The organism is bacterium (assembly GCA_026708055.1).
GTDB lineage: Bacteria > Actinomycetota > Acidimicrobiia > Acidimicrobiales > CATQHL01 > VXNF01.
Genome location: JAPOVS010000071.1, coordinates 1 through 23,621, shown reverse-complemented (window position 1 = coordinate 23,621; position 23,621 = coordinate 1). Strand labels below are relative to the sequence as shown.

Genomic DNA, 23,621 nt, shown 5'->3' with positions numbered 1-23,621 from the left:
CAGCGCTTCGAGTCCGCGTGCCTTGTCTTGGGCGATGTCGAGGGCGGCGACGATGTGGCTGACGACGGGCCAGCGCCGCTCGGATCCCTCGGAGCGGTCGAAGCGTTGGCGGCAGACCAGCCGGACGGGCGCCACCGCCACGGTGCAGGCCCGGTCGGCGGCATCGACGACGCCGCCGAGCAACGACTGCGCAGCACGCAGTTCGGCCTGGGTGGGGACGTAGAAGTCCGGCGGGTGGTCGCCGCGGGCCACGATCGGCATACCCCACGAGGCCGCTGCGAGCGTGTCGGTCAGTGCCCAGCCCGTGGTGCTGTGGATGTCCCCGAGGCCGAGGCCGAGCCGGGTTGCGCTCCGACCCGGCGTCGGGTCGGGGAGGCTGGCCAGCGGCACGGGGCGGCGCCGCCACACGCTCAGCAGTTCGTGGAACAGATCCGGGCGTATCGGTTCGCCCGCAGAGGTCAGGAGTCCTGCTGAGCGGAGGCCGTTCATGGCGGCGGACACTGCGCTGGGGGCCCGGGCCAGGTGCCGCGCGAGTTGGCGGACACCGTGGCGCTGATCCGGCGTGAGAAGACACGCAATCGCCACCTCTTTGGCCACCTGGCTCTCCAGCGGCCCGACCGGTGCCGAGAGCGTGCCCGAGGTGGCGGGCACCCGCGTGTCGATGATCAGCGGTGGGTCGACGATTCGCAACTCACCCCTCATGTCGAAGAAGTTCACCCCGCGGCGACGCATCACCCGTTTCGCATCAGAAGCAATGCGCTGCGCCACCACGATCACCGGCCAGCGACGACCCCGGAGGCTCTCAGCGAGTTGATCGCCATGTGCGGCGGTGACGACTGTCTTGACCTCGGCATCGAATCGTCGCCCGGCCACCTCGACGGTGAAATCGGATCCGGACAGACCGCGGTCGTTCGCGCCACAGGAGACGGACGCCGCGATCCCCAGACCTGCTAGGGCATCGGCCAGCGCCTCCGCGGCCTCCCTCTCGATATCAGATGACGCTCTCCGCGGCATGACTGAATTGTACCGTACCTTGTACGTGTATACATGAACAGAGAACACCTAGACATTGAGACGTCGAACGTCGACATCTTGTCGAAACCTGTCGGCGGTTGGGCCCGAGTCTCCGGCAAGACGCCGCCAAGTTCGGGGGATGTCACCTCAGGCGTCGGCCAACATGTTCAGGAGTCTCTGATGGAGATGGAGGTTTCGCTGCAGCATTGCCTGGGACTCCGAATCGCGGCGGCGTCGCTCGACACGTTCGGCCGGCCCATCTCGGATCACGTTGCGCGCGGTAGTTCCTCCAACTGGAGCGGGGGCCCCAAGAACCGGGCCCCCGCGGCTCGCCAACGGGCGAGCCATCAACAGCAGTCGATGCTAGCGGGCACCCAGCGATGGTTCTGTCACACTCCCGGACCAGACTGGCGGCATTCGCCCGCGGTCGATCGCCGAGGTGGTGAAGCCAACGATGTTGTCTCGATCGAAGTTCGGGTCGAGACGGAAGGGAGTCCCATGACCAAGACCGAAATCGGAACGCTCGAGCAGGTTTCCGTCCGCAGTGTTTGGCCGAAGGAGGCTGGCGACTTCACGCCCTGGCTTGCGGAGAACGTCGAGTTGGTGAGCGACGCGCTCGAGATGGATCTTGAGCTTGAAGGCCAGGAAGTCTCCGTCGGGAGCTACAGCGCAGACTTGGTGCTCCGACGCGTCCCTTCAGGCACTCTCGTTGTGGTGGAGAACATGTACGGCTCGACCGACCACGATCACATCGGCAAGCTCATCACCTACGCAGCAGGCCTTGGCGCACACTATGCGGTGCTGTTGACAGAGGACTTACGCCTCGAGCACCGTTCTGCTCTCAATTGGCTCAACTCGATCTCGAAAGAGGACTGCGGGTTCTTCGGACTCGGCTTGGAGGTCTGGCGCATCGGTGAGTCGATTCCTGCGCCGCGGCTTCGCGTCTACGTGCAGCCCGACAACTGGTCCAAGAGCGTCCGCGAAAGTCCGGACCGCGAAGACAGCGAGCGCGATCAGCTGCATCGTCGGTTCTGGGCTGGAGTCCAGTCGCGCTTCCGTGAGGACAGGATGGACTGGGCTGGGCGAGGCCAGCCATCGAAAGAACATTGGATGACTTTCAAGTCGCGGCGGGATGTCAGTTTCACCGTTGCGTTTTGCAGACTCGAAGGCACTCGACGCCTGCGTGTCGAAGCGTATGTCGACACTGGTGAAGCGGACAGAACCGCCGATGTGTACTCGTACCTCGAATCGCGTCGCGATGAGATCGAGGAAGCGTTCGGCGAAGCGTTGGAATGGTCTCCGCTCGAGAAGCGGCGAGCCTCGCGTGTGAGCTCCTACTTCCCCAAGCCGATCGCAATCAATGACGAAGGCCTCTGGCCCGAGGCGCAGGAATGGGCTGTCCCCACCCTTGGTCGCCTGCGAGCCGCCATCGACCCGGTTTTGGACGACCTGTACGGCGGTTGATGCCGGCCAGCGAATCCCCACCCGAGAGGTCCGGCCGGTCATGCGGGCGAGGCACCAGTGCTATGCGGCGCAGAATCTGGTCTCTCAGTGTCGATCCTGCCGCCCTCGAGCGGCTTGTGGCCAGGCAAAGGGTCGAGGTGTCGCCTGTTCTCTAGCGGCTCTTCGGAATTCGAGCCGACGGCAGACCCGCATCGTCGCTGCCGCACGTTCGCTGCTTGCAGCGTTCAGGTTCAGCCCAGGCCGGGTAGTCGCGGCTCGGCGGAGACGCCGGCTCGGGCGGTCTCGTAGGGATCGTCGGCGTCTGCGGGCGGTCGTTGGCTGCGGATGCCCTGCCACGGGTTCGTCAATTCCTCGGTCGGGGCGTAGAAGCGCCCTCGCTTCTCCCCGACGGGATTCAGCAACCCGGCTCGTGCCATCGCCGCCAAGTCGCTGGTCGCCACTGCGTCGCTGATGGTCTCGCCCGCTGTGGCCTTGGTGATGGCCACGTACAGCGACCGGCGCAGGTGCCAGCCGCGGGCCGCATCGACGAGGGCGCCCACGGTGCGGGGCGCCAGCCTGTGGCGGCGGGCGATCTGCTCGCAGGCGTCCCAGAGCGCCTCGAGTTCCCTGATGCGCCGCAGCACAGTGCGCGCCTGGCGGTAGTGGGCCGTGAGACAGAACCTGATCCAGGGAAGGGCGCTGTTCTGTGGCGACCAGGTGCCTCGGGCGACCTCGGTGAGCACGGCGTAGTAAGCGGCGGTGTTGGCGCCGAGGTACTCCTCAATGCTCACGAACTCCGACGCCCCCTCGGCGGCGGCGGCGAGCACGAGCGTCTGCAGGCAGCGCGCCATGCGGCCGTTGCCGTCACTGAACGGGTGGATGAGCGTGAGGTTCAGATGCGCCATGGCCGCGGTCACCGGCGCCGGCCCTTCGCTGTGGGCGATCTGCGCCAGCGCCTCGTCCACCAGCGGCTCCACGAGTTCACGATCAGGTGCCTCGTACACAACTTCGCCGTTGCTACTGGTCACCCACACGGCGCCCGGCCGCCAGCGGCCGGGATGCTTGCTGAAGTCGTACCGCATCATCATGAAATGCAGCGACAGCAGGAGCGAGACGTTGATGTCGGGCGCGCCGGGGGCGAGCTGCAGGACGCAGTTCATGGCCTCGCGGTAGCCGGCGACGGCGTGGCGCGTCTCGTCGCTCACCTCGGCGGGTTCCTCACCGTCGATGATCGCGGCGGCGCTCTCAACGCTCGTGTGGTAGCCCTCGATGGAGAGCGACCCGCGCGCTGCCCGGGCGAATTCCGCTCGCCGCAGCGAGCCCGTCCAGCGTCGCGGTTCGTGCAGGAAGAACCGCAGGTCCTCTCGCAGAGCGCCGATCATGGCCAGCACGCTCTCGTCGATGTCCCCCAAGGGTGGGGTGGCGTAAATCACACAGCCGATATTATCAAAGTAATCATGGCCTGCAATTGATAAGTTATCTATATGGAACACGTCCCGCGGGCGGCGCTTACGTGATCAGGGCCAGAGTTGGTTGGTCGGAGGGATTCGTGCAGGTCGTCGAGGGTCCAGCTGTCGATGCCGTCCTCTGTCCAGAACGAGTGCCGTCTTGGGGCGGCGTCGCTCCCGCACACGCAGCCGCGCCTCAATGCTGCGTCGCGACGGGGCGCGCGGCTCATCGGGGCCGTGTTGAGGAACGATCGATAAGTGGCTAGGGTTTTCTGTACAGATTGGAGGGATAGGGTGGACTCATCGAGCAGGACCATTCCGGCTGCGCAGTTCCGTGACCAGTGCCTGCGGCTCGTGGACGAGGTGCGGGCCACTGGTGAGAAGCTGATCGTGACCAAGCACGGCCGGCCTGTCGCCGCGGTCGTGCCTTACGTGGAGCAGTCCACCGCGAGCGTCATCGGGTGGAGCGACGACATCCGGATCGCGTGGGACCCCGAGGAGCCAGCGATCCCACCCGGGCGTTGGCAGGTGCTCTCCGATCCCGATGAGGTGCTGAGCGGCGATCCGCGCGGCGACGAGGGGTGAGCCCGGCTCTCATCCTGGACACCGGCGTCCTGCTGTGGATGTCCCAGGGAAGCGGGTATCTCGGCCCCCGGACCAGGGCGATGATCGAGGAGGCGGACGAAGGGGGCTCGCTGTCGTTCTCCGCCGTCTCGATGCTCGAGGTCGCCCGGCTGCATGAGGACGGCAGGATCGACCTGCGCCGCGCCCCCGAACTGTGGCACCGCGAGCTGACCGACCGTGGTGTCCGCGAGATTCCCGTCACCGCGGAGATGGCACTCCTCGCCGCCGCGCTCGAGAGCAGAGAGGGGTTCCACGCCGATCCCGCCGATCAGATGATCGCGGCGACCGCCATCGTTGCGCGCCGCCAACTCGTCACCTCCGACCGCAAGATCCTGCACTGGGCGACCGGACGCACCGAGCCCGACTGTCTCGACGCCCGAACCTAGCCGTAGTTGTGTAGATCTCGAGGATCTCTTGTCAGCAATCGCCGAAACCTGACGGCAAATCGTGCAGAACTCCAGTTGCCCCTGTACTCCGGACGTTGCTACGCCACTGAGCGACTGTACAGATGGTCATCTCTGTCGCTGAGATCGCGGCACCATAAGAAACTCGGACCATTGCTCCGGTGGCCCTTGCCATCTACTGACCGAGATCCCCGGCGGATCCGGTGCCCACTGGATCTGGGGGAGATCCGAACAGCTGCGGTCGAGTAGCGTCTTTGCCTTTCGACTCTAATCGATATCCTTAATCATCTCCAATAGGTTGAGGCCGGTGGGCATAATGACGGCTCCGTCAGGAGTCTTACCACTCTCGAAAATCGACTTCCAGTAATCAAATGTCCGTTTTCCACCAAAGGCAGAGATCGATAGGTCTCTATTAATCCAAATTGAGAGACCAAGCAAGGCGTCAATGAAGTTCTTGATGTTCTTCCAACAAGCGTCAGGAATTAGCTGCTGAAATAATTTTGTATCGTCAATCGGCCTTCCAGTCATGACGAAGTACTGATAGATAAGTTGGCGCAGCAATCGTACCCAGTTGTGCACAATCTCTTCTTTCGACAGGCGGAATGCTCTAAGGTGGGGCTCGTCGATGTCTTTCCCGTGCTGGACATCGTACTCTATACGGCTCGTGCCTCGAACCGGATCGAAATGACCAATATATGCTTTGTCTGCAATGATATTCATCAGTCGGACAGTTTGTTCTATCTCGAGCTGGCGAGGGTTGGTTCCTTCTTGGAACTGGTAGTTGAATGGAGTGATAAGTAAGTCTCGGTGAATGAAGAACTGATAAAATGTCTTTTCCACCGTACTGTAGCTCAGTGGTTTACCGGTTCTGCGACCCCCGTACTCGATGTAATCTCGGAGTCTGTTCTCGGGATGCGTTGTAATGCCATCGCGCACACGATCCAGGACGTATCGCTTCATTTCTCGGGCCTCGCCCTTGAAATGATTCACAAGATCCCTCTCTGAAAAACTCTCGTCATCATCCGACAGGTGGCGTTCCTCTCGATATCTGTTAATCCTGTGACTAAGGATTGAGCTCCCAAGACTCCGTTGAACCGACTTATCGAACGCAACCTGTCGAAGTGTCGTACCAGCGTTTGTGTTGGCAGTCAACAGCACATCCGTATCTGGATTGACAAATATCCTTACGGGTAAACTTCGTGCGCCGAGAAGAACCTGTGCAGCGGCTTTGTGTTGTCCATCGAAAATCTTGACCATGGTGTCACCATTCTGAGAGATACTTATCCAACCAAGAGAAATATGAAGTTGCGGAAGTTTCTTGTGGAACTCGACTACTAACTTCCGGAGATTCGTGCCGATTGCTCTTGGATTGATGTGATCATCGTGATGCAGATATTCAATTGGCAGTTCAACAAATGCAGATCGGAAGCCAGAAATCTTGTCCTTATGAATCGGGGTCGAGGTGACCTCGGTCCGACCGATCTCGGGCAATGTCGTTTGTAATGTGTCGTCCTTTACGGTCACCCGTAGCCTGTATTTGCTACCGCCATAGGAGTCAAGTATGTCCCCCAGATGTGGAGATCGGTTCTGATCCGTGAGACGACGTGCTATTCGTTCGAAGCTAACCAGCACTCGAGCTACTCGCAAGTTGCTTGCCTGCTTCGATCGGTTGCAGGATTCGTGAGTCAGGGCGAAATTCTCCGGCCCGTCTTTGCCACCAGCAGTGGTTGGCTCGATGTGGTCAATGTCAAGACTAGGGGCATGGAGCGCTAAATCAATCGTCTCTGCACAGATGAAGCAATTGCCTCCCTGAGCTTCGCGCAGACATCGAACTAGACTCTGGCGCTCATCTGGTGAGAGTCGATTAAGGTATAGAGATGCCATGGTGCTACGACCCTTCGTATTGTCGAGACTAGATCACGACCGGTCTGTGTTCGATAGATGACCTGTCGCTATGCACTCACGTGCCGCGCTCTAGCAACGCGCGTGGTCATTATAGACGCTCAGTCGGAGAGGACTAGCGAGGGTTCCGTGGAGCGAAGGAGCCCTCGGTGGAGGAGAGCCCTGCGCGCGTCTGCAAGTCGATCGTTGGCCTAGGCTAGGCGGACGTCCTCGACTTGGACGAGGAGCCCGGCGGGCCGCTGGCCTCGCGGTAGCCGGCGATGGCGTGGCGCGTCTCGTCGCTCACCTCGGCGGGTTCCTCACCGTCGATGATCGCGGCGGCGCTCTCAACGCTCGTGTGGTAGCCCTCGATGGAGAGCGACCCGCGCGCTGCCCGGGCGAATTCCGCTCGCCGCAGCGAGCCCGTCCAGCGTCGCGGTTCGTGCAGGAAGAACCGCAGGTCCTCTCGCAGAGCGCCGATCATGGCCAGCACGCTCTCGTCGATGTCCCCCAAGGGTGGGGTGGCGTAAATCACACAGCCGATATTATCAAAGTAATCATGGACTTCAATAGATAAGTAATCTATGCCATAGAGGCGCCGCGGGCGTCGGGATCCTCGTTTCGGTTGATGCGGTCCCAGCTTCGGTCCAGCATGACCACCAGGTCGGACTCCAGTCCCTTGGCCGGTGCGCAGTCAACAGCAGCAACCCGTTCTGCCCGGCGTTTACGTGGTCAGGGCCAGAGTTGGTTGGTCTGGAGGGCTTGGTGAAGGTCGTCGAGGGGCCAGATGTCGATGCCGTCTTCTGTCCGGAACGAGTGCCGTCCCCGGTAGGTGAGGATGCGTCGGGCCAGTCCGGGCAGGTCGGCGATGGCGCGCAGCCCCTTGAGCATGGTGGTGTTGTAGTGCTCGGCGGCTTTGACCTCGATGGCGAGGTGTTCGCGGTCGCGGGTGAGGACGAAGTCGACTTCGGTGGGCGATTCGGTGGCGGCCCAGTAGCCGATGTCGTCGTAGAGGCGCCGAGCCTCGTTGTGGGCGCGGAGGTTGCCCAGCACCCAGCCCTCCAGCAGCGGGCCGCGCTCCTCGGCGGTGACGGGGCCGAGTTGGCGTTTGACCGCTCGCACCACGCCCGGGTCGGCCCAGTACAGCTTGGGGCGGCGTCGCTCCCGCACACGCAGCCGCGCCTCGAAGGCCGGGAGCTGAGTGGTGAGCAGTGTGTCGGAGAGGATCTCGAGGTAGCCGTTGACCGTGGAGCGGGCGATCCCCGCGTCGCGCGCCAGCGACGCCGCGTTGACGGTCTGGGCGTGCATCAGCGCGGCGGTCGGCAGGAACCGCACGAAGCTGCCGAGGTTGCGCACGGCCGCCTCGGCTCGGATCTCCTCCCGCAGGTACAGCTGTGCGTAGCTCTCGAGGACCGCGCGGCGGTCCGCAGCGGTCCACACGAGCGGCATGGTGCCGAAGCGCAGCGCCTCGTCGAGGCCGAAGTCGTCGGCGAGTTCCGCCGCCGTCAGGGGGTGCATCGTCTTGCGCAGCGCCCGTCCGGCGAGCAGGTTGGTGCCAGCAGTCTTGAGCTTGCGTGCACTGGAGCCCAGCAGCGCGAAGCGCACGCCGCGCTCGGAGATGAGCCGGTGCACCTCGTTGAGCAGGCCGGGTATGCGCTGCACCTCGTCCACCACCACCCAGTCGCCGGGCTCGGCGCTCGACGCCAGCCGCCCGAACAGCGCCGGGTCGGCCAGCAGATCGGTGAACAAGGCCTCGTCGAGCAGGTCGAACCGTCGCGCCGCGGGCAGCGCCTGGCGGATCCACATGCTCTTGCCGACGCCCCGCATGCCGAGCAGGAAGAAGCTCTGATCGGGAAGCTCGGCCAGCCGCGCGTACAACATTCTGTCAATAATAGCCGAAAAATGACGCTAGACCGCGCAGAACTCCGGTCGCCCCGAGACTCGTGCTACGTCTTGGGTCTGTATCCGGCTCGTCCACCGACTTGGGATGATCGACATCGAGGGGAGCCGCGTCACCGACGTGCTCCGGATGCTGCTCGGCCACTGAGCGTCGGCCCCGGTCCATCTGCATCTTCGAGACGGCGGTGGAGCGCGCGAGGTCCCTGGTCGGTCGTGCTGGAGTAGTGCTGGGTCCGACCGGTCAATGCGACGGAGCGCGAGGCCGGGCACATGCCGGCGTCTGGCTTGTTTCGTGCCGGCCCCCGTGTGTAGGATGGTTTCATTGGAGAGGACCGAAGTATTCGGTGCCGTGAGCTTGCTCCTCTGCTAACTCGCAGAACGTGCCCCGCTTCGGCGGGGCACGAACGCGATAGAAGGATTGTTGTACCTGTGCTTCATTGATGAGTCTGGAACGCACGGCGGCAGTCCGGTGCTCGTCGTGGGCGGAATCATCATCCACGAGGAGGACGCGTGGCACCTGCAGCAGCGTCTTGACTCGTTCCTGTTCAACAAGCTCCATCCTCTCGGCCACGACCACACCGAGTTCGAGCTTCACGCCTCTGAACTGCGATTCGGTACCAAGCAGTGGTCGAACGTCGGGCGGTCCGATCGGCTCCGGATCCTCTTTGGCGCCTACGGTGCACTGGCTGGCTACGCCCCCGTCAATCCTGCCCTACCGTGGCGTCTCATCGGGGCGGTCCTAGAACGCGATTCGGGCCGTCGGAACCTGCGAGCGTACGAACTCGTGACGAAGAAGTTCGATGACTTCGTAGATCGCATGAGTCGCGGCGGCCAGCAGCAGCGGGGATTGATCGTCCATGATCGCAGCAGCGTCGAAGGCACTCTGCAGCAGTGGACAAATCGGTTCTCCCCGTGTCGGCCCGGACTGTCCGCCCTGCCACCATGAAGTGTATAGCGGATTAGTGTTAATATGGATATCATTTGACTGTTAGATTGTATAACAGAGAGGTGAACGGGAAGAGGTGAACGGGAAGAGGTGAACGGGAAGACGGGAAGGGACGTGGCGGAGCAGCTTGGCGGTGATGGGGGGACGTTGGTCCCTACGGGCTACCGGCCTCGGGTGGTCGACGGTGAGATGCAGCGGGGGTTGCGGGCTGCGGGGTGTGTGGTGATCGAAGGACCCCGGGCCTGCGGGAAGACTTGGACGGGCCTGCGCTTCGCCGCCAGCGCGGTCCGGCTGGACACCGACATTGACGTCCGCACGCTCGGCGCCATTGAGCCGGCGGCGCTGCTCGGTGGCGCTCGGCCTCGCCTGCTCGATGAGTGGCAGATGGTGCCGATGGTCTGGAACCACGTGCGCCACGCTTGCGATGCGACTAGCCGGCGCGGGCTGTTCATCCTGGCCGGCTCTGCCCAGCCTGCCGACGACGTCACCCGACACACGGGCGCCGGCCGGGTGCGCCGGATCCGGATGCGCCCCATGACGCTCTACGAGTCGGGTGACTCCTCCGGGGAGGTGTCACTCGCCGGTTTGCTCGACAGAGAACCTGCCAGCGCGGCGCGCCCTGCTGGCGGGCTGGCCGACGTCGCCGCGCTGATCTGCCGCGGGGGATGGCCGGGACAACTCGATCTGCCGCTCGGCGAGGTGCAGGAGAACCTGCGGGGCTACCTCGCCGAGGTCGCCCGCACCGACGTGGACCGGCTCGAGGGCGCCGCTTCCCGCAACCCCGACGGCATCGAGAGGCTGCTGCGGTCCTTGGCCCGGAACACGGCCACCGAGGCACGCGACACCACGCTGGCCGCCGACGTCGAGCCCGAACCCCTGCATCGCCACAGCGTGCGGGCCTACACCGCGGCGCTGCGGCGCCTGTTCGTGCTGGAGGAACAGCCCGCCTGGTCGGTGCGCCTGCACTCGCGAGCGGCGCTGCGCCGGTCGCCCAAGCGGCATCTCGCCGACCCGTCGCTGGCGGCGGCCGCCCTGGGCGCCGACCCGGACCGTCTCGTCTCCGAGCCGGCAACGCTCGGCGTGCTGTTCGAGTCGCTCGTGGTGCGCGACCTGCGCGTCCTGGCCCAGCCGCTGGGCGGGCGCGTCCACCACCTGCGCGACGCCGCGGGGCAGGAGGTCGACGCGGTCGTCGAGTGCCCCGACGGGCGCTGGCTGGCCGCCGAGATCAAGCTCGGCGGCACCGAGGCGATCGACACCGCTGCGAGCTCGCTGCTGCGCCTGGCCGCCAAGCTGCACGACGAGCGCCTCGAGCGGCGCGGCGCCCTGGTGGTCATCACCGCCGTCGGCTACGGCTACACCCGGCCGGACGGGGTCAGCGTCGTGCCGATCACGACCCTCGGCCCCTGAGGTCGATCGCACCGAGCCCAGCTGTCTCGACGCCCGGACCTGGCCGCACTGGGCGTACTGGTCTTCGTTGCCCGCCACCAGTACGGTCGGATACTGCTCGGGCAACCGCCGGCGAAGCGTTCGCCCACCCGGGCGACTCGGCTCTGGGGGAGCGATTTTGATCATCCTCGCAGCGGCGCTCGCGTCCGTTCCCAGCGGCTGCGCAGCGGCGCTACCGCCCCTTGCTGCAATCCTCCGCCGGGGCGGCTCGGTCGTGGAGGCCGTCGGCCAGGGCCGTGATCTCGGTGAGCATGGTGAGCTTGGCCCGCCAGTCAGCCGGGATCGCCTCGGCGCCGTAGTGGGCGCCGGCGATCTGGCCGTATATGGCGCCGGTCGTGTCGGCGTCGTCGCCCAGGTTCACCGCCAGCAGCGCGCCGTCGCGGAAGTCGCCGGAGTGGTGGAAGGCCCACAGGGCGGCCTCGAGGGCGTCGACGACGTAGCCGGTGCCCCTGATGTCCGGCGGGTCTAGGAACTTGAACGAGCCGGCGGCGACGCGGTCGATCTCGTGCACCAGCGGATCGCGCTCCCAGAACCCCTCGATGGGGCAATACCGGGGGGACAGCAGGGTGTCCTTGTCGACGCCCCGGAGGGCGCCCACCAGCAGTCCGGCGTAGTAGCGGCAGGCGTCGACCGCCTCATGCGCCGCATGGGTGGTGCGGGAACTGTCCGCGGCCTTGGCGATGGCTTCTGCGGCGTCGGCTGCAAAGTGCATCGGCACCGGCGCCAGCCGCATCAGCGAGCCGTTGCCGGCGGTGTCGGGGTCGGTCGAGCCGGAGTAAGGGTCGTGGTAGCGGATGAACTTCGCCAACGCCCGGGCCACGGTCCCGCCGAAGTCGAAGCACGTCCCCGTCGAGGACAGGTAGCCCTCGCCCACCCAGCGCAGGTAGCGCTGCATCTGATCCTCGGGGTCGAAGCCGTCGCACTCGAGCAGGCTCGTCGCCAGGCACAGGGCCATCGAGGTGTCGTCGGTCCACTGGCCGGGCTGCAGGTCGAACGGCCCGCCGCCGACCATGTCGGTAATCGGCTCGAAGCTGCCGGGCGGCCGGAACTCCAGCGTGGTGCCGAGCGCATCACCCGCCGCCAAGCCCAGCAGGCAGCCCCGGAACCGGTCCCGGACCGTGACCTGGGTGCCTCCGGTCACGGTCCGGCCCAGTAGCGGATGTAGGCGCGCTGCTCGTGCGTCTGCGGCGAGCGGGGGTGGTAATACGACTTCTCCACTCCCTGCCACCATTCGGCGATCTGGGTCAGCGCCTCCGCACCGGTCATGCCGTGGCGCACCAGCCAGCAACCCACCACGGTTCCCGTGCGGCCGATGCCGCCCCAGCAGTGCACGTAGACGTTCCTGCCGTCCTCCAGGGCCTCGTCGATGGCGTCGAGGACGTCGGTCATGTCCTGCGGATTGCGCGGCACGTCCATGTCGCGGATCGGATGCCGCGCGTGGGTGACAGTCGTGTTCAGCCGGTCGGCTTCCCGTGCCGCGATCTCGGCGTACGGCTCCAATCTGTCGCGAGGCTGGGTCAGGTCGAAGAAGTGGTCGATGCCCGCCCGCAGCAGGGTCCGCACCCTGTCGGCAGCCTGCCGGCGGTTCGTGGCGCCCGGATACTCCCCCGCCAGGAACCGGCCCGGGACAACCCAGTAGGTGTTCGCCATCGGCGGTTCACGTCCAGAAGCGGCGCTTGTGTCCACAGTGCCCTCCGGTCGCTCGCTCCCGCCCCAATCCGGCGGGACGACCCGCGCTGCACTTTACGAGCGAGCCGAAGCGGTCGCCGGATTGGGTCCGGGTCACCTCAGCGAGTCGGGCGTCGAGGCCACGGATCCGGGTGGGTCCGATCCGCTCCTCAGCGTCGGCGTCGCCCGTAGAGTTCGGTCGTGAGCGAGACGCCGCTGGTGGCGGGGGGTGCGACGGCCGTGAAGAGCCGCAGCGACCTGTCGCTGGGGATCGCTGCGGGGACCGTGGCGGTGACGGCGTGGGGCTCGTCGGGGATCATCGTGCGGTTCCTCGACATGGGCGCGCTGGCCCTGATGGCCTACCGGTACCTGCTGTATGCGGTCGTGATGGCGCTGGTGCTCGGGATGCGGCGGACGCCCGTCACCTGGGCGGGCATGCGGCATTCCCTGTGGGGCGGCCTCTCGCTGGGGGCGGTGACGGGCCTGTTCATCGTCGCCGTGCAGCACACGACCATCGCCAACGTCACGATCATGGCCGCCCTGCACGTCGTGGTCGTGTCGGTGGCGTCGAGGCTGCTCTTCGGGGAGCGCATGCGCCGGCGGGACATCGGTTTCGCGGTGCTGGCGATGGGCGGCGTGGCGGTGGTGGCGCTGGGATCGGCCGGCAGCGAGAACTGGTCGCTCGGCGGCGACCTGGCCGCGGTCGGCGCGCTGCTGGGCTGGGCGTTCTACTTCTTCGCCACGCGGCGCGCCCAGACGAGGGTGTCGACGCAGGAGTACACGGTGTGCGTGGCGATCTATGTGGGGGTGCTCAGCCTGCCGCTGGCGGCGCTGGCCGGCCAGGACCTGTCGTGGCCCGCCGGTGAGGAATGGATGTGGCTGGCGGTGCTGGCGTTCGGCATGGGGATCCTCGGCCACAACGCCATGAACTGGTCGCTGCAGCACGTGCCCCTGTGGCTGGCGTCGACGCTGTCGCTGCTCACGCCCGTGGTGGCCTCGGCGCTGGCCTGGCTGATCTTCGACGAGGCGCTCTCCGTGTGGCAGATGCTCGCCATGGCGCTGGTGGTGGCGTCGCTGACGATGATCGTACGCGGCCAGTCGCGGCCTCGGACCGCCAGGGTACGCGCGGCTAAGGGATGAAGCCGGCGGCGGGGTCGTAGGGCTCGGTTGGGGGGCCCTTCAGTTCGATGGTGTTCCCTGCGGGGTCCTGGATGTACAGCGAGGGCCCCCGCCCGTCGGCGCCCCAATTGTTGGCCAGGTCGCCGGTCTCGATTCCGTGGTCGGCGAGGTGGCGGCGGACCTCGGCCTCGTCGAACGGCTCGATGCGGATGCAGACGTGGTCGACGTTGTGGCCCGTGGACCCGGGCGCCGGACCTCCGGAGACGCCGAGTGGGCCGGCGGTGTCCACCAGGTCGATGAGGAAGTCACCGGCCCGCAGGTGGTAGAGGCCGAGCTCGGTACGGGCCGCCTCCAGGGTGCAGCCGAGCACCTCCTCGTAGAACCGCTGGCAGGTCTCCACGTCGGCCACCCGCAGAACCACGTGATCGAGAGCCTTCAGGCGGAACACCAACCGACCTCCCGGCTCAGCCGCAGACCCGTCCGCGCGCCGACACTACACGGCCCCGCCAACGGCCCTGGCGGCGAGGCGCCCGCCGGACGGGTCAGTCGGGGATCCAGGTTTCGGTCTCGATGCCGAGGCCGTCGGCGATGCGGTCGGCGTATGCGTAGTAGGCGACCACCTCGACGATGTCGAGGATGTCACGATCGGAGAAGCCGGTCGAGCGCAGGGCCTCCACGTCGGCGTCGCTCACCGCCACCGGCGGCGGGCGTCAGGCCAGCAGGACCGGGGCCAGAATCCTCCAGCCTTCGGCCGTGGTGTCGGGATCCTCCGCCAGGACCTGCACGCCCACATGGTCGGCGCCGGCGTCGAGGTGTTCCCGGACTCGGGCTTCGATCTGCTCCGGCGTGCCCCAGACGACGACGGCGTCGACGAGGCGGTCCGACGGCCCGCCACCCGGCCCGCCGCCGATGTCGGACTGCTCGAAGCCGAGACGCAGCAGGTTGTTCGTGTAGTTCGGCAGGCCGAGGTAGATGGCCATGCTCTTGCGCGCCAACTCACGGGCCGAAGCGGGGTCGGTGTCGAGGATGACCATCTGCTCGGGATAGAGCGCCGCGTCGGGCCCCATGGTCTCCCGCGCCACTGCGGTGTGGGCGGGAGGCACGAAGTAGGGGTGCGCGCCGGCGGTGGCGGTCGCCGACAGCTGCAGCATCTTCGGCCCGAGGGCGGCCAGCACCATCTCGGGCAGGTCCTCGGGCCCGTGGGCGAAGAACACCGCCTTGTGCATGCGTTCCAGGTACTCGCGCATGTAGCTGAGAGGGCGCGAGTAGTCGTGTTTGCGCAGGCCTGCCACCAGGTGCGCATGGCTGACGCCGAGACCCAGCAGGAAGCGGCCCTCGAACGCCTCGGCGACGGTGCGCTGGGCGTTGGCCATCGTCATGGCGTCGCGGGCGTAGATGTTGGCGATGCCGGTGGCGACGGGGATCGACGAGGTGCCCGCCAGCAGCAGCGTGGCCATCACGAACGGATCCCGCCCGACGGCCTCGGGGATCCAGATCGCCCCGTAGCCCAGCTCCTCGACCTCGGCGGCGAATTCGGCCGCACGCGCCGACGGCACCTGGTCCAGCATTCCGGTCCAGATCCCCACCGGTCCCAGGTCGATGCCGCCCATGCTCACGGGCCGCAACCTACCGGGGTCGACGAGGCGCTCGGCGCGCCACCGGAACGTGCGACGGCCCGTGGCACACTGGAGTCATGAAGTTCCTGGTGATGACCGCTCTGGTGGCCGCCCTGGTGCGCTGGCTCCGCCGACGCAGCCAGTCGGAGGCGTAGCGGCCCCAACCCCCGCGCTGTTCCAGGGAGCCGAGCAGGGTCCCGGACTCGGATCCGCACGGCTCAGCCGCGTGCCCCTCGAGCTTCGTGGCGTAGCCGCTCAGCGGCCCGCAGCAGTGGCATTGAAGTAGCCGGCGAGGCGTTCGAGGGCTTCGATGAGTGTCTCGGGGCGTTGGGCGAAGCAGAGCCGCAGGTGTCCCTCGCCGTGGGGGCCGAACGCCAGGCCGGGGGCGAGGCCGACGCCGCAGTTGGCGAGGATGCGCTTGGCCACCGCCACGCTGTCGGTCATGCCGTCCACGCCGAAGAAGCTGTAGAAGGCGCCCTCGGGTTCCAGGTAGTGGACGCCGGGGACGCCGTTGAGATGCTCGCCGACCAGCGGCCGCAGTGCTCCGAGGCGCTGCTGCAGCAACGCCACGTCGGGCTCGCCGTGGCGGAGCACGGCGATGCCGGCGGCCTGCACGAACCCGGGCGCCCCGGCGATGTTGTATTCGATGAGCATCGCCAGGGGGCCTTCCAGGCTCGCCGGCGCCACCATCCAGCCGAGGCGCCAGCCGGTCATGGACCAGGCCTTGGAGAAGGTGCTGACCGAGATGACCAGGTCCTCGGGTCCGGTCCTCGTCAGGGCGTTGGGGGCGTAAGGGTGGCCGTAGCAGAGCCGCGAGTAGGCGTCGTCGGCGACGAGCCAGACCTGATGGCGCCGGCAGTGCTCGATGACCGCGTCCAGTTCCTCGGTCGTGGCCGTCCAGCCCGTCGGGTTGGCCGGGCTGTTGATGAAGACCAGTCGGGTGCGATCGCCGATGTCGTCGAGGAGTCGTCCGACGTCGAGCGACCAGCGACCGCCGGCGGGGTGCAGGGCGTGCTCGACCACGAAGGCGCCGCTGATGCGCAGCGTCTCGCGGATGTTGGGCCAGGCCGGGCCGATCACGACGGCACGGTCGCCCGGATCGATGAGTGCCTGGGCGACGAGGGCGAGGGCCTGCATTCCCGAGGCCGTGACCGTGATGCGGCGGGGATCGATGTCGACGCCGTAGGTCCGCCGGTGGTAGGCGCTGATCTCTTCGCGCAACTCCGGCTTGCCGCTGTTGGGCTGGTAGAAGTGATCTCCGTCTGCCAGCGCCCGCCGTGCGGCCTCAACGGCGATGTCCGGGCTCGGCCAGCAGCCCTCGCCGAACCACAGCGGGATGATGTCGGCCTGCCCGATGCCGGCATCGGCGATGTCGCGAATGAGGCTCGGCGCCAGGTTGGAGGCCCGCCGGCTGACGGCACCCGGTTCGGAGTACTCGAAGGTGGGTGAGGATCGGCGCGGGCCCGGTTCCGGCGCGGGTTCGCGGGGGGCCCTTATCGGCCAGAACAGCCGTGCGTACACCATCGGGCGAATCCTATTCTCCGACCGGCCCCGCACCTGACAGTCCGGCGAACGCTCGCGTCGTGGGCTGTGTGATGGCCGGCGTGGGGGCGCTCAGGCGTAGGAGTCGCTGCCGGTGGGGCGGTGGCGGGTGTTGATGAGGCGCACCGTGCCCGAGCGTGAGCGCATCACCAGCGACTGCGTGGAGAGGCCCCAGGCGTGGAAGTCGACGCCCCGCAGCAGGTCGCCGTTGGTCACGCCGGTGGCGGCGAAGAAGCAATTGTCGCCGGCGACCAGGTCGTCGATGCCCAGGACGGCGTCGAGGTCGTAGCCGTCGGCCACGGCGGCCGCGTGCTCGGCGTCGTCGCGGGGCCAGAGCTTGCCCTGCATGTCGCCGCGCATGCACTTGAGGGCGGCCGCCGAGATGACGCCCTCGGGTGTGCCACCGATGCCGAAGAGGATGTCCACGCCCGATTCGGGCCAGGCGGTGCTGATGGCGCCGGCCACGTCGCCGTCGGGGATAAGCCGGATGCGGGCTCCCGCCTCGCGCACCTCGGCGATGAGTTCGTCGTGGCGCGGCCGGTCGAGGATCACGGCGCTCAGGTCGGAAACCTTCTCGCCCTTGGCGTCGGCCACCCGGTGCAGGTTCTCCGTGGGGGAGGCCTCGATGTCGATCATCCCCGCCGCGCTGGGGCCGACGGCGATCTTGTTCATGTAGACGCACGCCCCGGGGTCGTACATGGAGCCACGGTTGGACACGGCGATCACCGCCAGGGCGTTCCCGCGTCCGAGCGAGACGAGCGTCGTGCCGTCGATGGGATCCACGGCCACGTCGCACAGCGGGGACGTTCCGTCGCCCACCCGCTCGCCGTTGTAGAGCATGGGGGCCTCGTCCTTCTCGCCCTCGCCGATCACGACGACGCCGTCCATGTGCACGTCGCTCAGCGCGGCGCGCATGCCGTCCACGGCCGCCCCGTCCGCCCCGTTCTTGTCGGCCCGCCCCATCCAGCGAGCAGCCCCGATGGCTGCCGCTTCGGTGACCCGCACGAGTTCGAGCGCCAGGTTCCGCCCCGGCTGGAAGTCCACGGTCGCACCTTACCCACCGCCGCAGGCCTGTCCGGGGACGCCTTGTGAGCCAGAAGCGAGAAGGTGGCGGTGGAGATCGGCGGGCCGGGAGACGGGGCGGGGGACCGGTGGCGGACCCGAATGCGTTGGGGAACGGGCCCCGGCGTGTCAGCATGGAGCCATGGTCGTGTGCAGCAGCGGTGTGGGCGGTTCCGAGCCACAGGTGTGGTGCTTCCAGTGCGGGGCGGGTTACGCGGCCGAGGTGGCGTCCTGCGTGGAGTGTGGCGTCGCCACGGTGAGCGAACCGCCGGCCGACGTGGGCGACGTGGGCGAGGCCGACGAGGACCAACTGGAGTACGACCTGCACGGGTACTCGTCGCAGTCCCGGTCGATGATGGAGACCCTGCTGGTGGGTGCCGCCCTGCCGCACGCCTGGCAGGGTGCGGTGCTGGTGGTGCGGGAGGCCGACGAGGAGCAGGTGGACACCTTCGTGGAGGCCGTCGACCGGGCTGCCGCCCCGGCGCTGCCGGACGATGCCCCGCGGGTGGCCTACGAACTCTCCGACTTCGACGACGACTATGTGGGGCGCCTCACCGGCGCACTCGACGCCGCCGGCATCGCCTACGGATTCGACGAGGACGGCGACTTGCAGGTGGCTGCCGCCGACGAGGCGCGGGTGGAAGGTCTCTTCGACAAACTCGCAGGCGACGACGGCGACGGCGATGCGGGCGAGTTCGGGCCGGGGCTCGACGGTGCCGACGCCCACGAGGTGCTGTCCCGGCTGTTCGTGGCGAGCGACCGGCTGCAGCGCAACCCCCGTGACCGCAAGGGCAACCGCAACCTGGCCCGCGGCAGCGAGGAGATCCGCCAGCTCGCCCTGCCGTTCGGCTTCGAGGCTCGCACCTGGCGGGCCGTGCTGAACCAGGTGGAGGCGCTTGTGGACATCGCGGACAGCGACGCCACGCAGGACGAGATCGCCACCGCCGCAGCCACCACCCGCGACGTCCTGCACAACTTCGTCTAGGGAACCGCCGGAGCCTCCGGCGGCGGGGACGCCGGGGTCAGTCGAGCAGGGCGTCGGAGCGGACCCGCTGCCGCTCGGCCTGCTCCAGGGTGCGAGCGGCGGAACCGGGAGTGAGCGTCATGTCGATCTCCGATCAGGCCTGCCAGTCGGGCACCCGGTCGCCGTCGATGCGCATCGGAAGCCCCCCGACGGTGTGCGCGGGTTCGCCGGTTAGCTTGGGGCGGTGATCCTGGCCGAGTTGGTGACGTTCCACTCGCGGGCGGTGGTGCCCACCCGGCGGGTGGCGGTCGGCGACAGCAAGCTGCCTCTGGATCCCCCGCTGCGCCCCGGCGCGGTGCTTCTCGCTGGCGTCGTGGGCCGGCACCTCGAGGGGCTGGACGAGGACTCCCTCGACGACCTGCACCTGCTGATCGGCCAGATCGCCCGCGGCGAGCGCATCCGCCAGCCCCGCCTGCGTCACCGGTTGCAGGAGGACAGGATCGGACTGACCCGCAGCCGGCACCGTCTCGTGCGCCTGAGCAGCGGCCGGCCGTCCTTCGAGTTCAGCGACCGGGGCGGTTCGGCGGCGCAGTACGTGCTGGGGGCCGTGTACGCCGCCCGGCGACTGCCCCACGGTCCGCGCCACGAGGTTCTGAGCACCGTCCGCCGGGCCTTCACCTGGCCCGGCGGCACCGACGGCGAGCTGTTGCGCTTCCTGGACGGCCATCGAGCGGCGCCGGCGCGGGTGCCCGAGGACAGAACCTGGGCTCTGGGGATCCTGGAGTTGGAAACGCTCGACGGGCTCGTCGCAGCCGACGTGCAGAAGCGCTTCCGTCGCCTGGTGGCCACCGCGCATCCCGACACCGGCGGCGCCGACGGCGAGGCCGGCGCACGGATCAGCGACCTCGTGGAGGCGCGGCGGATCCTGCTGTCGTGAGCGCAGCCGTGCGTGCCGCCGGGGGCCTGCTGCTGGCACCCGGCGCCGGTGGCGACCCCGACCATCACACGCTGGTCGCCCTCGAGCGTGCGCTGGCCCCGCTGCCGGTGCGCCGCCTGGAGTTTCCCCACCGCAGCGGCGGCCGCCGGGGGCCACCGCCGCGGGCCGAACGGCTGGTGCCACACATCGCGGAGCAGGCGAAGGCCATGTGCGCCGAGGAGTCCATCGATCCGGCGAGCCTCGTGCTGGGCGGGCGCTCCATGGGCGGGCGCGTCTGCTCGCTGGCGATCGCCGACGGCCTCCCCGCCGCCGGTCTCGTGCTGCTGAGCTACCCGCTGCACCCGCCCCGCCGGCCCGACAACCTGCGGGTGGCCCACTTCGGCCGCCTGGCGGTGCCCTGCCTCTTCGTGAGCGGGGACCGCGACCCGTTCGGCACGCCCGAGGAGTTCGCCACCCACACCGCCGCCATCGCCGGTGAGGTCACCCATGTGTGGCTCCCCGGCCGGGGCCACGACACCTGCCCGGCCGACGACGAGGCGGTCGTCGCCGCGGTGCGCGCCTGGCTGGCGGCGCCGGGGGGCTAGCGGGCTCAGCCCGGCGGCGGGGGGCGGGCGGCCCGGTCCTCGGGCCGGAGGTCCTCGGGGTTCAGGTCCTCCAACTCGCGCCAAGCCGTCTCGGGGAAGGCGAACAGGATCAGCAACGCCACCACCAGTGGCGCTCCGGCGATCATGGCGAAGACGTGCCCGAACTCGCCGCCGGCGTCGGTGAAGCGGCCCACGATCTGCAGGCCGATCACCGAGCCGATCACGCCCATCGTCGTGATCAGACCATTGGAGCCGGCACGGTTGGAGGTGCCGAACAGCTCTCCCCCGAAGGCGCCCATGATCGGAACGCTGGCGGCGCCGAAGATGCCGGCCAGAACGCCCCACATCCACATCGGCCAGCCGTCCGCCACGTAGCGGAACACGGTGAAGGCCGCACCGGCGGCGAGCCCCAGGGCGCCGATCCGCCGCCGCCCCCGGATGTCGGAGAAGCGGCCGCCGATGAGCACGCCGATCGCCGCCGGCGTGTTGATGGAGAGCTGGAAGACGCTGATGTTGCCGGCGGAGAACGACCGCTGGCTGCGCAGGAACTCGTTCAGGAACTGCGAGGCGGGCGCTGCGAACAGGCTGACCCCGAGCGCCCCGCAACCCAGAAGGAACATGCGCTTGGCCCGGCGGCGCCGGCGCTCGGCGTCTCCGGGGTGCCCGCTCGGCGGGGCTTCAGCCGGCTGCGGTGCGAAGCGCCTGCTCTCGGGCAACCGGCGGGCGCAGAACAGCACCAGCGGCAGCGCCAGCAGCGGCGCCAGGAAGAGGATGCGCCAGGCTCGCAGCCCCAGGTCGGCCAGCGGCAGCAGCCACACCACCATGCCCGACCCCAGCCCCGCGGACAGCGTCAGCACCGACACGGCGTAGGCCCGGGCCCCGGCGGGAACCTCCTCGGCGGCGATCACCACCAGCAGTACCAGCATCGCTGTTGCGAGGCTGCGCGAGACGGCCTGGCTGGCGCCGTAGGTCCACACCCCGGTCGAAGCCGCGGTGGCGGTCGCCACGAGGCAGCCGGCCACGGCGGCGAAGAGCAGCATCGGCCGCCGCCCCCGGCGGTCCGCCAGCGCCACGAGCGCCAGCGCCAGCAGCACGCCCACCCGCACCGCCGTGAGCGTGTTGCCCTGGGTCGCGAGTCCTGCGTCGAACTCGTCGAAGGCGAAGGTGATGGTCTGGCTCAGCAGCGTGCCCAGGTAGCCGGCCACCACCGCCAGCAGGCACAGCACCCCCAGGACCTGCCCGGAGCGGGGATCCAGCCGCTCGGCGGGCGCCCAGAACGGCTGCGTGCCGTCGCTGCGCGGCCGGCGCAACTGCCGGTTGGCCAGCGGCGTCAGGAACCATCCCCACACCGGCACCGAGAGCCGGTAGGAGATGTGCTGGCGGACCAGGCACCCGGCGTCGCCGCGCTCGAGGACGTGTACGGTGCGCCGGTAGTGCGTGAAGGGCCCGCCGACGGCCCGGAAAGCCGCTTCCGGAGCCGGAGTCTCCGGTGCCGGCGCGTCGCCGGGCACCGGGGGATCCGGCTCTTCGACCACGACATCGGAGCGAGGCCGGAGCAGGCGCTGCAATTCGTCCGGGCTGCACGCTTCGGTGCAGGTCAGGTGGGGCAAACGCGCCCCTATCGCCAAGACCCGGGCATGGGCCGAGCATACTTGAGGGGATGAATCCGACCGGGGACTCGGCTGTGCCCGACGCCGGTGGCCGCCACGCCGGCCGAGCCGGCGCGCCCGGGGACACCGCGCCCACGCCGGCGGAGATCCGCGTGCGACCCGGGGAGCCTCTCGCCGGCGAGCTGGAGATCGGCGGCGCCAAGAACAGCGTCCTGAAACTCCTGGCGGCCACCACGCTGGCAGAGGGCCGCTTCACGCTGCGGCGGGTCCCCCGCATCGCCGATGTCACGACGATGATCGAACTGCTGCAGAGCTTCGGCTGCCGGGCAACGTTCAGCGACGACGACGTGTTGCATGTGGAGGTGCCCGAGCGGCTGCAGCCGCACGCCTCCTACGACCTGGTCAGCCGGATGCGAGCCTCGATCGCCGTGCTCGGCCCGCTGCTGGCCCGCTGCGGCGAGGCGATGGTGGCGTTGCCCGGCGGCGACGATTTCGGTTCCCGCCCCATCGACATGCACCTCTCGGCCCTGGAACGTCTCGGCGTCGACGTGGAGGTGAGCCACGGCTACGTGCATGCCCGGGCAAGCGTCCTGAAGGGCGAGGAGGTGAGCCTGGCGTGGCCCAGCGTCGGCGCCACCGAGAACATCATGATGGCCGCCACCGCCGCGGAGGGCCGAACGGTCATCCACAACGCCGCCCGGGAGCCCGAGATCGCCGACCTGGCGGCGTTCCTGAACCGCATGGGTGCCGAGGTGCTGGGTGCGGGCAGCCCGACGATCACCATCAACGGCGGCGGCACGCTGGCGCCGGTGGATCACACGCCGGTCCCGGATCGCATCGAGACGGCGGTCTTCCTGGCGGCGGTGGGCGTCGCCGGCGGCGAGATCACCTTGCGCGGCGCCCAGCCGGGCCACCTGCGGATGCTCTGCGACAAGCTCGGCGAGATGAACCTGCGCACCTCCACCATCAAGGGCGGGTTGTGGGCGATGGCGCCGCACCGGCTGCGGGCAACTGAGATCGTCACCCTGCCCTACCCGGGCGTTGCCACCGACTACCAGCCCCTGCTGGTGACCATGCTGAGCCTCGCCGAGGGGGTGGGGCTGGTGACCGAGAACGTGTTCGCCAACCGCTTCCGTTACGTGGGCGAGTTGGTGCGCATGGGGGCCGACATCCGCGTCGAGGGCCGCTGCGCCATCGTGCGGGGCCGAGAGCGCCTCTCCGGCGCCCCGGTGCGGGCGACCGACATCAGGGCGGGGGCGGCCCTAGTGGTGGCCGGGCTGGGTGCCGAGGGCGAGACCATCGTGCGTGACACCCACCACATCAGGCGCGGCCACGAGGACCTGGTGGGCAAGCTGCAGGCTCTCGGCGCCGACGTCGCCTGGGTACCGGCGGGCTAGGAGGGCAGGGCGTCGCC

General features: G+C 68.2%; 22 protein-coding genes and 2 pseudogenes. 10 read left to right on the top strand and 14 right to left on the bottom strand.

What is annotated here, in order from left to right; genetic code table 11:
- The coding region (locus OXG55_15345) for a hypothetical protein (protein MCY4104611.1) at positions 1-1,014 on the bottom strand (1,014 nt) is incomplete at its 3' end.
- Positions 1,015-1,512: 498 nt separating this feature from the next.
- Between OXG55_15345 and OXG55_15340 the strand changes: the two genes are divergently transcribed.
- A complete protein-coding gene (locus OXG55_15340) occupies positions 1,513-2,478 on the top strand; it encodes a DUF4268 domain-containing protein (GenBank protein MCY4104610.1) in 966 nt (321 codons plus the stop codon).
- A gap of 230 nt (positions 2,479-2,708) precedes the next feature.
- Here OXG55_15340 and OXG55_15335 read toward each other — a convergent pair whose 3' ends face one another.
- A complete protein-coding gene (locus OXG55_15335; GenBank protein MCY4104609.1) occupies positions 2,709-3,890 on the bottom strand; it encodes a Fic family protein in 1,182 nt (393 codons plus the stop codon).
- A 309-nt stretch (positions 3,891-4,199) separates the two neighbouring features.
- Between OXG55_15335 and OXG55_15330 the strand changes: the two genes are divergently transcribed.
- Together OXG55_15330 and OXG55_15325 are read left to right on the top strand one after the other, a co-directional pair.
- Positions 4,200-4,490 (top strand): type II toxin-antitoxin system Phd/YefM family antitoxin, encoded by a 291-nt coding sequence (locus OXG55_15330; GenBank protein MCY4104608.1) that lies wholly within the window; start codon positions 4,200-4,202, stop codon positions 4,488-4,490.
- On the top strand, positions 4,487-4,915 hold the full coding sequence (locus OXG55_15325; GenBank protein MCY4104607.1) for a type II toxin-antitoxin system VapC family toxin: 429 nt from the start codon (positions 4,487-4,489) through the stop codon (positions 4,913-4,915). Before OXG55_15330 ends, OXG55_15325 begins: the two co-directional genes overlap by 4 nt.
- A 285-nt stretch (positions 4,916-5,200) precedes the next feature.
- Here OXG55_15325 and OXG55_15320 read toward each other — a convergent pair whose 3' ends face one another.
- From OXG55_15320 to OXG55_15305, 4 genes and pseudogenes are all read right to left on the bottom strand, one after another.
- Positions 5,201-6,457 (bottom strand): HNH endonuclease, encoded by a 1,257-nt coding sequence (locus tag OXG55_15320; protein ID MCY4104606.1) that lies wholly within the window; start codon positions 6,455-6,457, stop codon positions 5,201-5,203.
- Between the two features lie 144 nt (positions 6,458-6,601).
- Positions 6,602-6,817 (bottom strand): annotated as a pseudogene (locus OXG55_15315) (HNH endonuclease signature motif containing protein).
- 214 nt (positions 6,818-7,031) lie between these two features.
- Complete coding sequence (locus OXG55_15310) at positions 7,032-7,349, bottom strand: hypothetical protein (GenBank protein ID MCY4104605.1); 318 nt, start codon at positions 7,347-7,349, stop codon at positions 7,032-7,034.
- A gap of 197 nt (positions 7,350-7,546) precedes the next feature.
- A complete protein-coding gene (locus OXG55_15305) occupies positions 7,547-8,692 on the bottom strand; it encodes a DUF4143 domain-containing protein (GenBank protein MCY4104604.1) in 1,146 nt (381 codons plus the stop codon).
- 442 nt (positions 8,693-9,134) lie between these two features.
- Between OXG55_15305 and OXG55_15300 the strand changes: the two genes are divergently transcribed.
- Together OXG55_15300 and OXG55_15295 are read left to right on the top strand one after the other, a co-directional pair.
- Positions 9,135-9,659: a DUF3800 domain-containing protein gene (locus OXG55_15300; GenBank protein ID MCY4104603.1), complete on the top strand. Its 525-nt coding sequence runs from the start codon at positions 9,135-9,137 to the stop codon at positions 9,657-9,659.
- A 222-nt stretch (positions 9,660-9,881) separates the two neighbouring features.
- Positions 9,882-11,066 (top strand): DUF4143 domain-containing protein, encoded by a 1,185-nt coding sequence (locus OXG55_15295; protein MCY4104602.1) that lies wholly within the window; start codon positions 9,882-9,884, stop codon positions 11,064-11,066.
- 211 nt (positions 11,067-11,277) lie between these two features.
- On the opposite strand, the gene OXG55_15290 is transcribed toward OXG55_15295, so the two are convergent.
- Together OXG55_15290 and OXG55_15285 are read right to left on the bottom strand one after the other, a co-directional pair.
- Complete coding sequence (locus OXG55_15290; GenBank protein MCY4104601.1) at positions 11,278-12,246, bottom strand: ADP-ribosylglycohydrolase family protein; 969 nt, start codon at positions 12,244-12,246, stop codon at positions 11,278-11,280.
- Positions 12,243-12,755, bottom strand: a complete 513-nt coding sequence (locus OXG55_15285) for a dual specificity protein phosphatase family protein (GenBank protein MCY4104600.1) — start codon at positions 12,753-12,755, stop codon at positions 12,243-12,245. The genes OXG55_15290 and OXG55_15285 overlap by 4 nt, the downstream gene beginning before the upstream one ends.
- Positions 12,756-12,974: 219 nt before the next feature.
- On the opposite strand from OXG55_15285, the gene OXG55_15280 reads away from it, so the two are divergent.
- The gene (locus OXG55_15280; protein MCY4104599.1) at positions 12,975-13,913 is read left to right on the top strand and encodes a DMT family transporter; all 939 of its coding nucleotides are present in this window, start codon (positions 12,975-12,977) and stop codon (positions 13,911-13,913) included.
- Here the strand turns inward: OXG55_15280 and OXG55_15275 are convergent.
- The 5 genes and pseudogenes from OXG55_15275 to glpX all read right to left on the bottom strand — a co-directional run bounded on the left by OXG55_15275 (position 13,903) and on the right by glpX (position 18,094).
- Positions 13,903-14,340 carry a VOC family protein gene (locus OXG55_15275; protein MCY4104598.1) on the bottom strand — a complete coding sequence of 146 codons (438 nt, stop codon included), beginning with the start codon at positions 14,338-14,340 and terminating at the stop codon, positions 13,903-13,905. The genes OXG55_15280 and OXG55_15275 overlap by 11 nt on opposite strands.
- A gap of 94 nt (positions 14,341-14,434) precedes the next feature.
- Positions 14,435-14,572 (bottom strand): annotated as a pseudogene (locus OXG55_15270) (peroxidase-related enzyme).
- Positions 14,573-14,602: 30 nt separating this feature from the next.
- Positions 14,603-15,502, bottom strand: a complete 900-nt coding sequence (locus tag OXG55_15265; protein ID MCY4104597.1) for a TIGR03620 family F420-dependent LLM class oxidoreductase — start codon at positions 15,500-15,502, stop codon at positions 14,603-14,605.
- A 261-nt stretch (positions 15,503-15,763) separates the two neighbouring features.
- Complete coding sequence (locus tag OXG55_15260; protein ID MCY4104596.1) at positions 15,764-17,032, bottom strand: pyridoxal phosphate-dependent aminotransferase; 1,269 nt, start codon at positions 17,030-17,032, stop codon at positions 15,764-15,766.
- Between the two features lie 90 nt (positions 17,033-17,122).
- Positions 17,123-18,094 carry a class II fructose-bisphosphatase gene (gene glpX, locus OXG55_15255; protein MCY4104595.1) on the bottom strand — a complete coding sequence of 324 codons (972 nt, stop codon included), beginning with the start codon at positions 18,092-18,094 and terminating at the stop codon, positions 17,123-17,125.
- Positions 18,095-18,254: 160 nt separating this feature from the next.
- Here glpX and OXG55_15250 point away from each other — a divergent pair, with 160 nt between their 5' ends.
- The 3 genes from OXG55_15250 to OXG55_15240 all read left to right on the top strand — a co-directional run bounded on the left by OXG55_15250 (position 18,255) and on the right by OXG55_15240 (position 20,597).
- Positions 18,255-19,097, top strand: a complete 843-nt coding sequence (locus OXG55_15250; GenBank protein MCY4104594.1) for a hypothetical protein — start codon at positions 18,255-18,257, stop codon at positions 19,095-19,097.
- A gap of 223 nt (positions 19,098-19,320) precedes the next feature.
- A complete protein-coding gene (locus OXG55_15245; protein MCY4104593.1) occupies positions 19,321-20,013 on the top strand; it encodes a hypothetical protein in 693 nt (230 codons plus the stop codon).
- A complete protein-coding gene (locus OXG55_15240) occupies positions 20,010-20,597 on the top strand; it encodes an alpha/beta hydrolase (GenBank protein MCY4104592.1) in 588 nt (195 codons plus the stop codon). The genes OXG55_15245 and OXG55_15240 overlap by 4 nt, the downstream gene beginning before the upstream one ends.
- Before the next feature lie 5 nt (positions 20,598-20,602).
- Here the strand turns inward: OXG55_15240 and OXG55_15235 are convergent, their stop codons facing one another.
- A complete protein-coding gene (locus tag OXG55_15235; protein ID MCY4104591.1) occupies positions 20,603-22,207 on the bottom strand; it encodes an MFS transporter in 1,605 nt (534 codons plus the stop codon).
- 50 nt (positions 22,208-22,257) lie between these two features.
- On the opposite strand from OXG55_15235, the gene murA reads away from it, so the two are divergent.
- Positions 22,258-23,604 carry a UDP-N-acetylglucosamine 1-carboxyvinyltransferase gene (gene murA / locus OXG55_15230; GenBank protein MCY4104590.1) on the top strand — a complete coding sequence of 449 codons (1,347 nt, stop codon included), beginning with the start codon at positions 22,258-22,260 and terminating at the stop codon, positions 23,602-23,604.
- The last annotated feature ends 17 nt before the right edge of the window (positions 23,605-23,621 follow it).

Coding starts and splice junctions, on each gene's coding strand:
- OXG55_15250 (MCY4104594.1), top strand. CDS start 18,255: ATGGTCGTGTGCAGCAGCGGTGTGGGCGGTTCCGAGCCACAGGTGTGG.
- murA (MCY4104590.1), top strand. CDS start 22,258: ATGAATCCGACCGGGGACTCGGCTGTGCCCGACGCCGGTGGCCGCCAC.
- OXG55_15285 (MCY4104600.1), bottom strand. CDS start 12,755: ATGGCGAACACCTACTGGGTTGTCCCGGGCCGGTTCCTGGCGGGGGAG.
- OXG55_15265 (MCY4104597.1), bottom strand. CDS start 15,502: ATGGGCGGCATCGACCTGGGACCGGTGGGGATCTGGACCGGAATGCTG.
- OXG55_15260 (MCY4104596.1), bottom strand. CDS start 17,032: ATGGTGTACGCACGGCTGTTCTGGCCGATAAGGGCCCCCCGCGAACCC.
- OXG55_15340 (MCY4104610.1), top strand. CDS start 1,513: ATGACCAAGACCGAAATCGGAACGCTCGAGCAGGTTTCCGTCCGCAGT.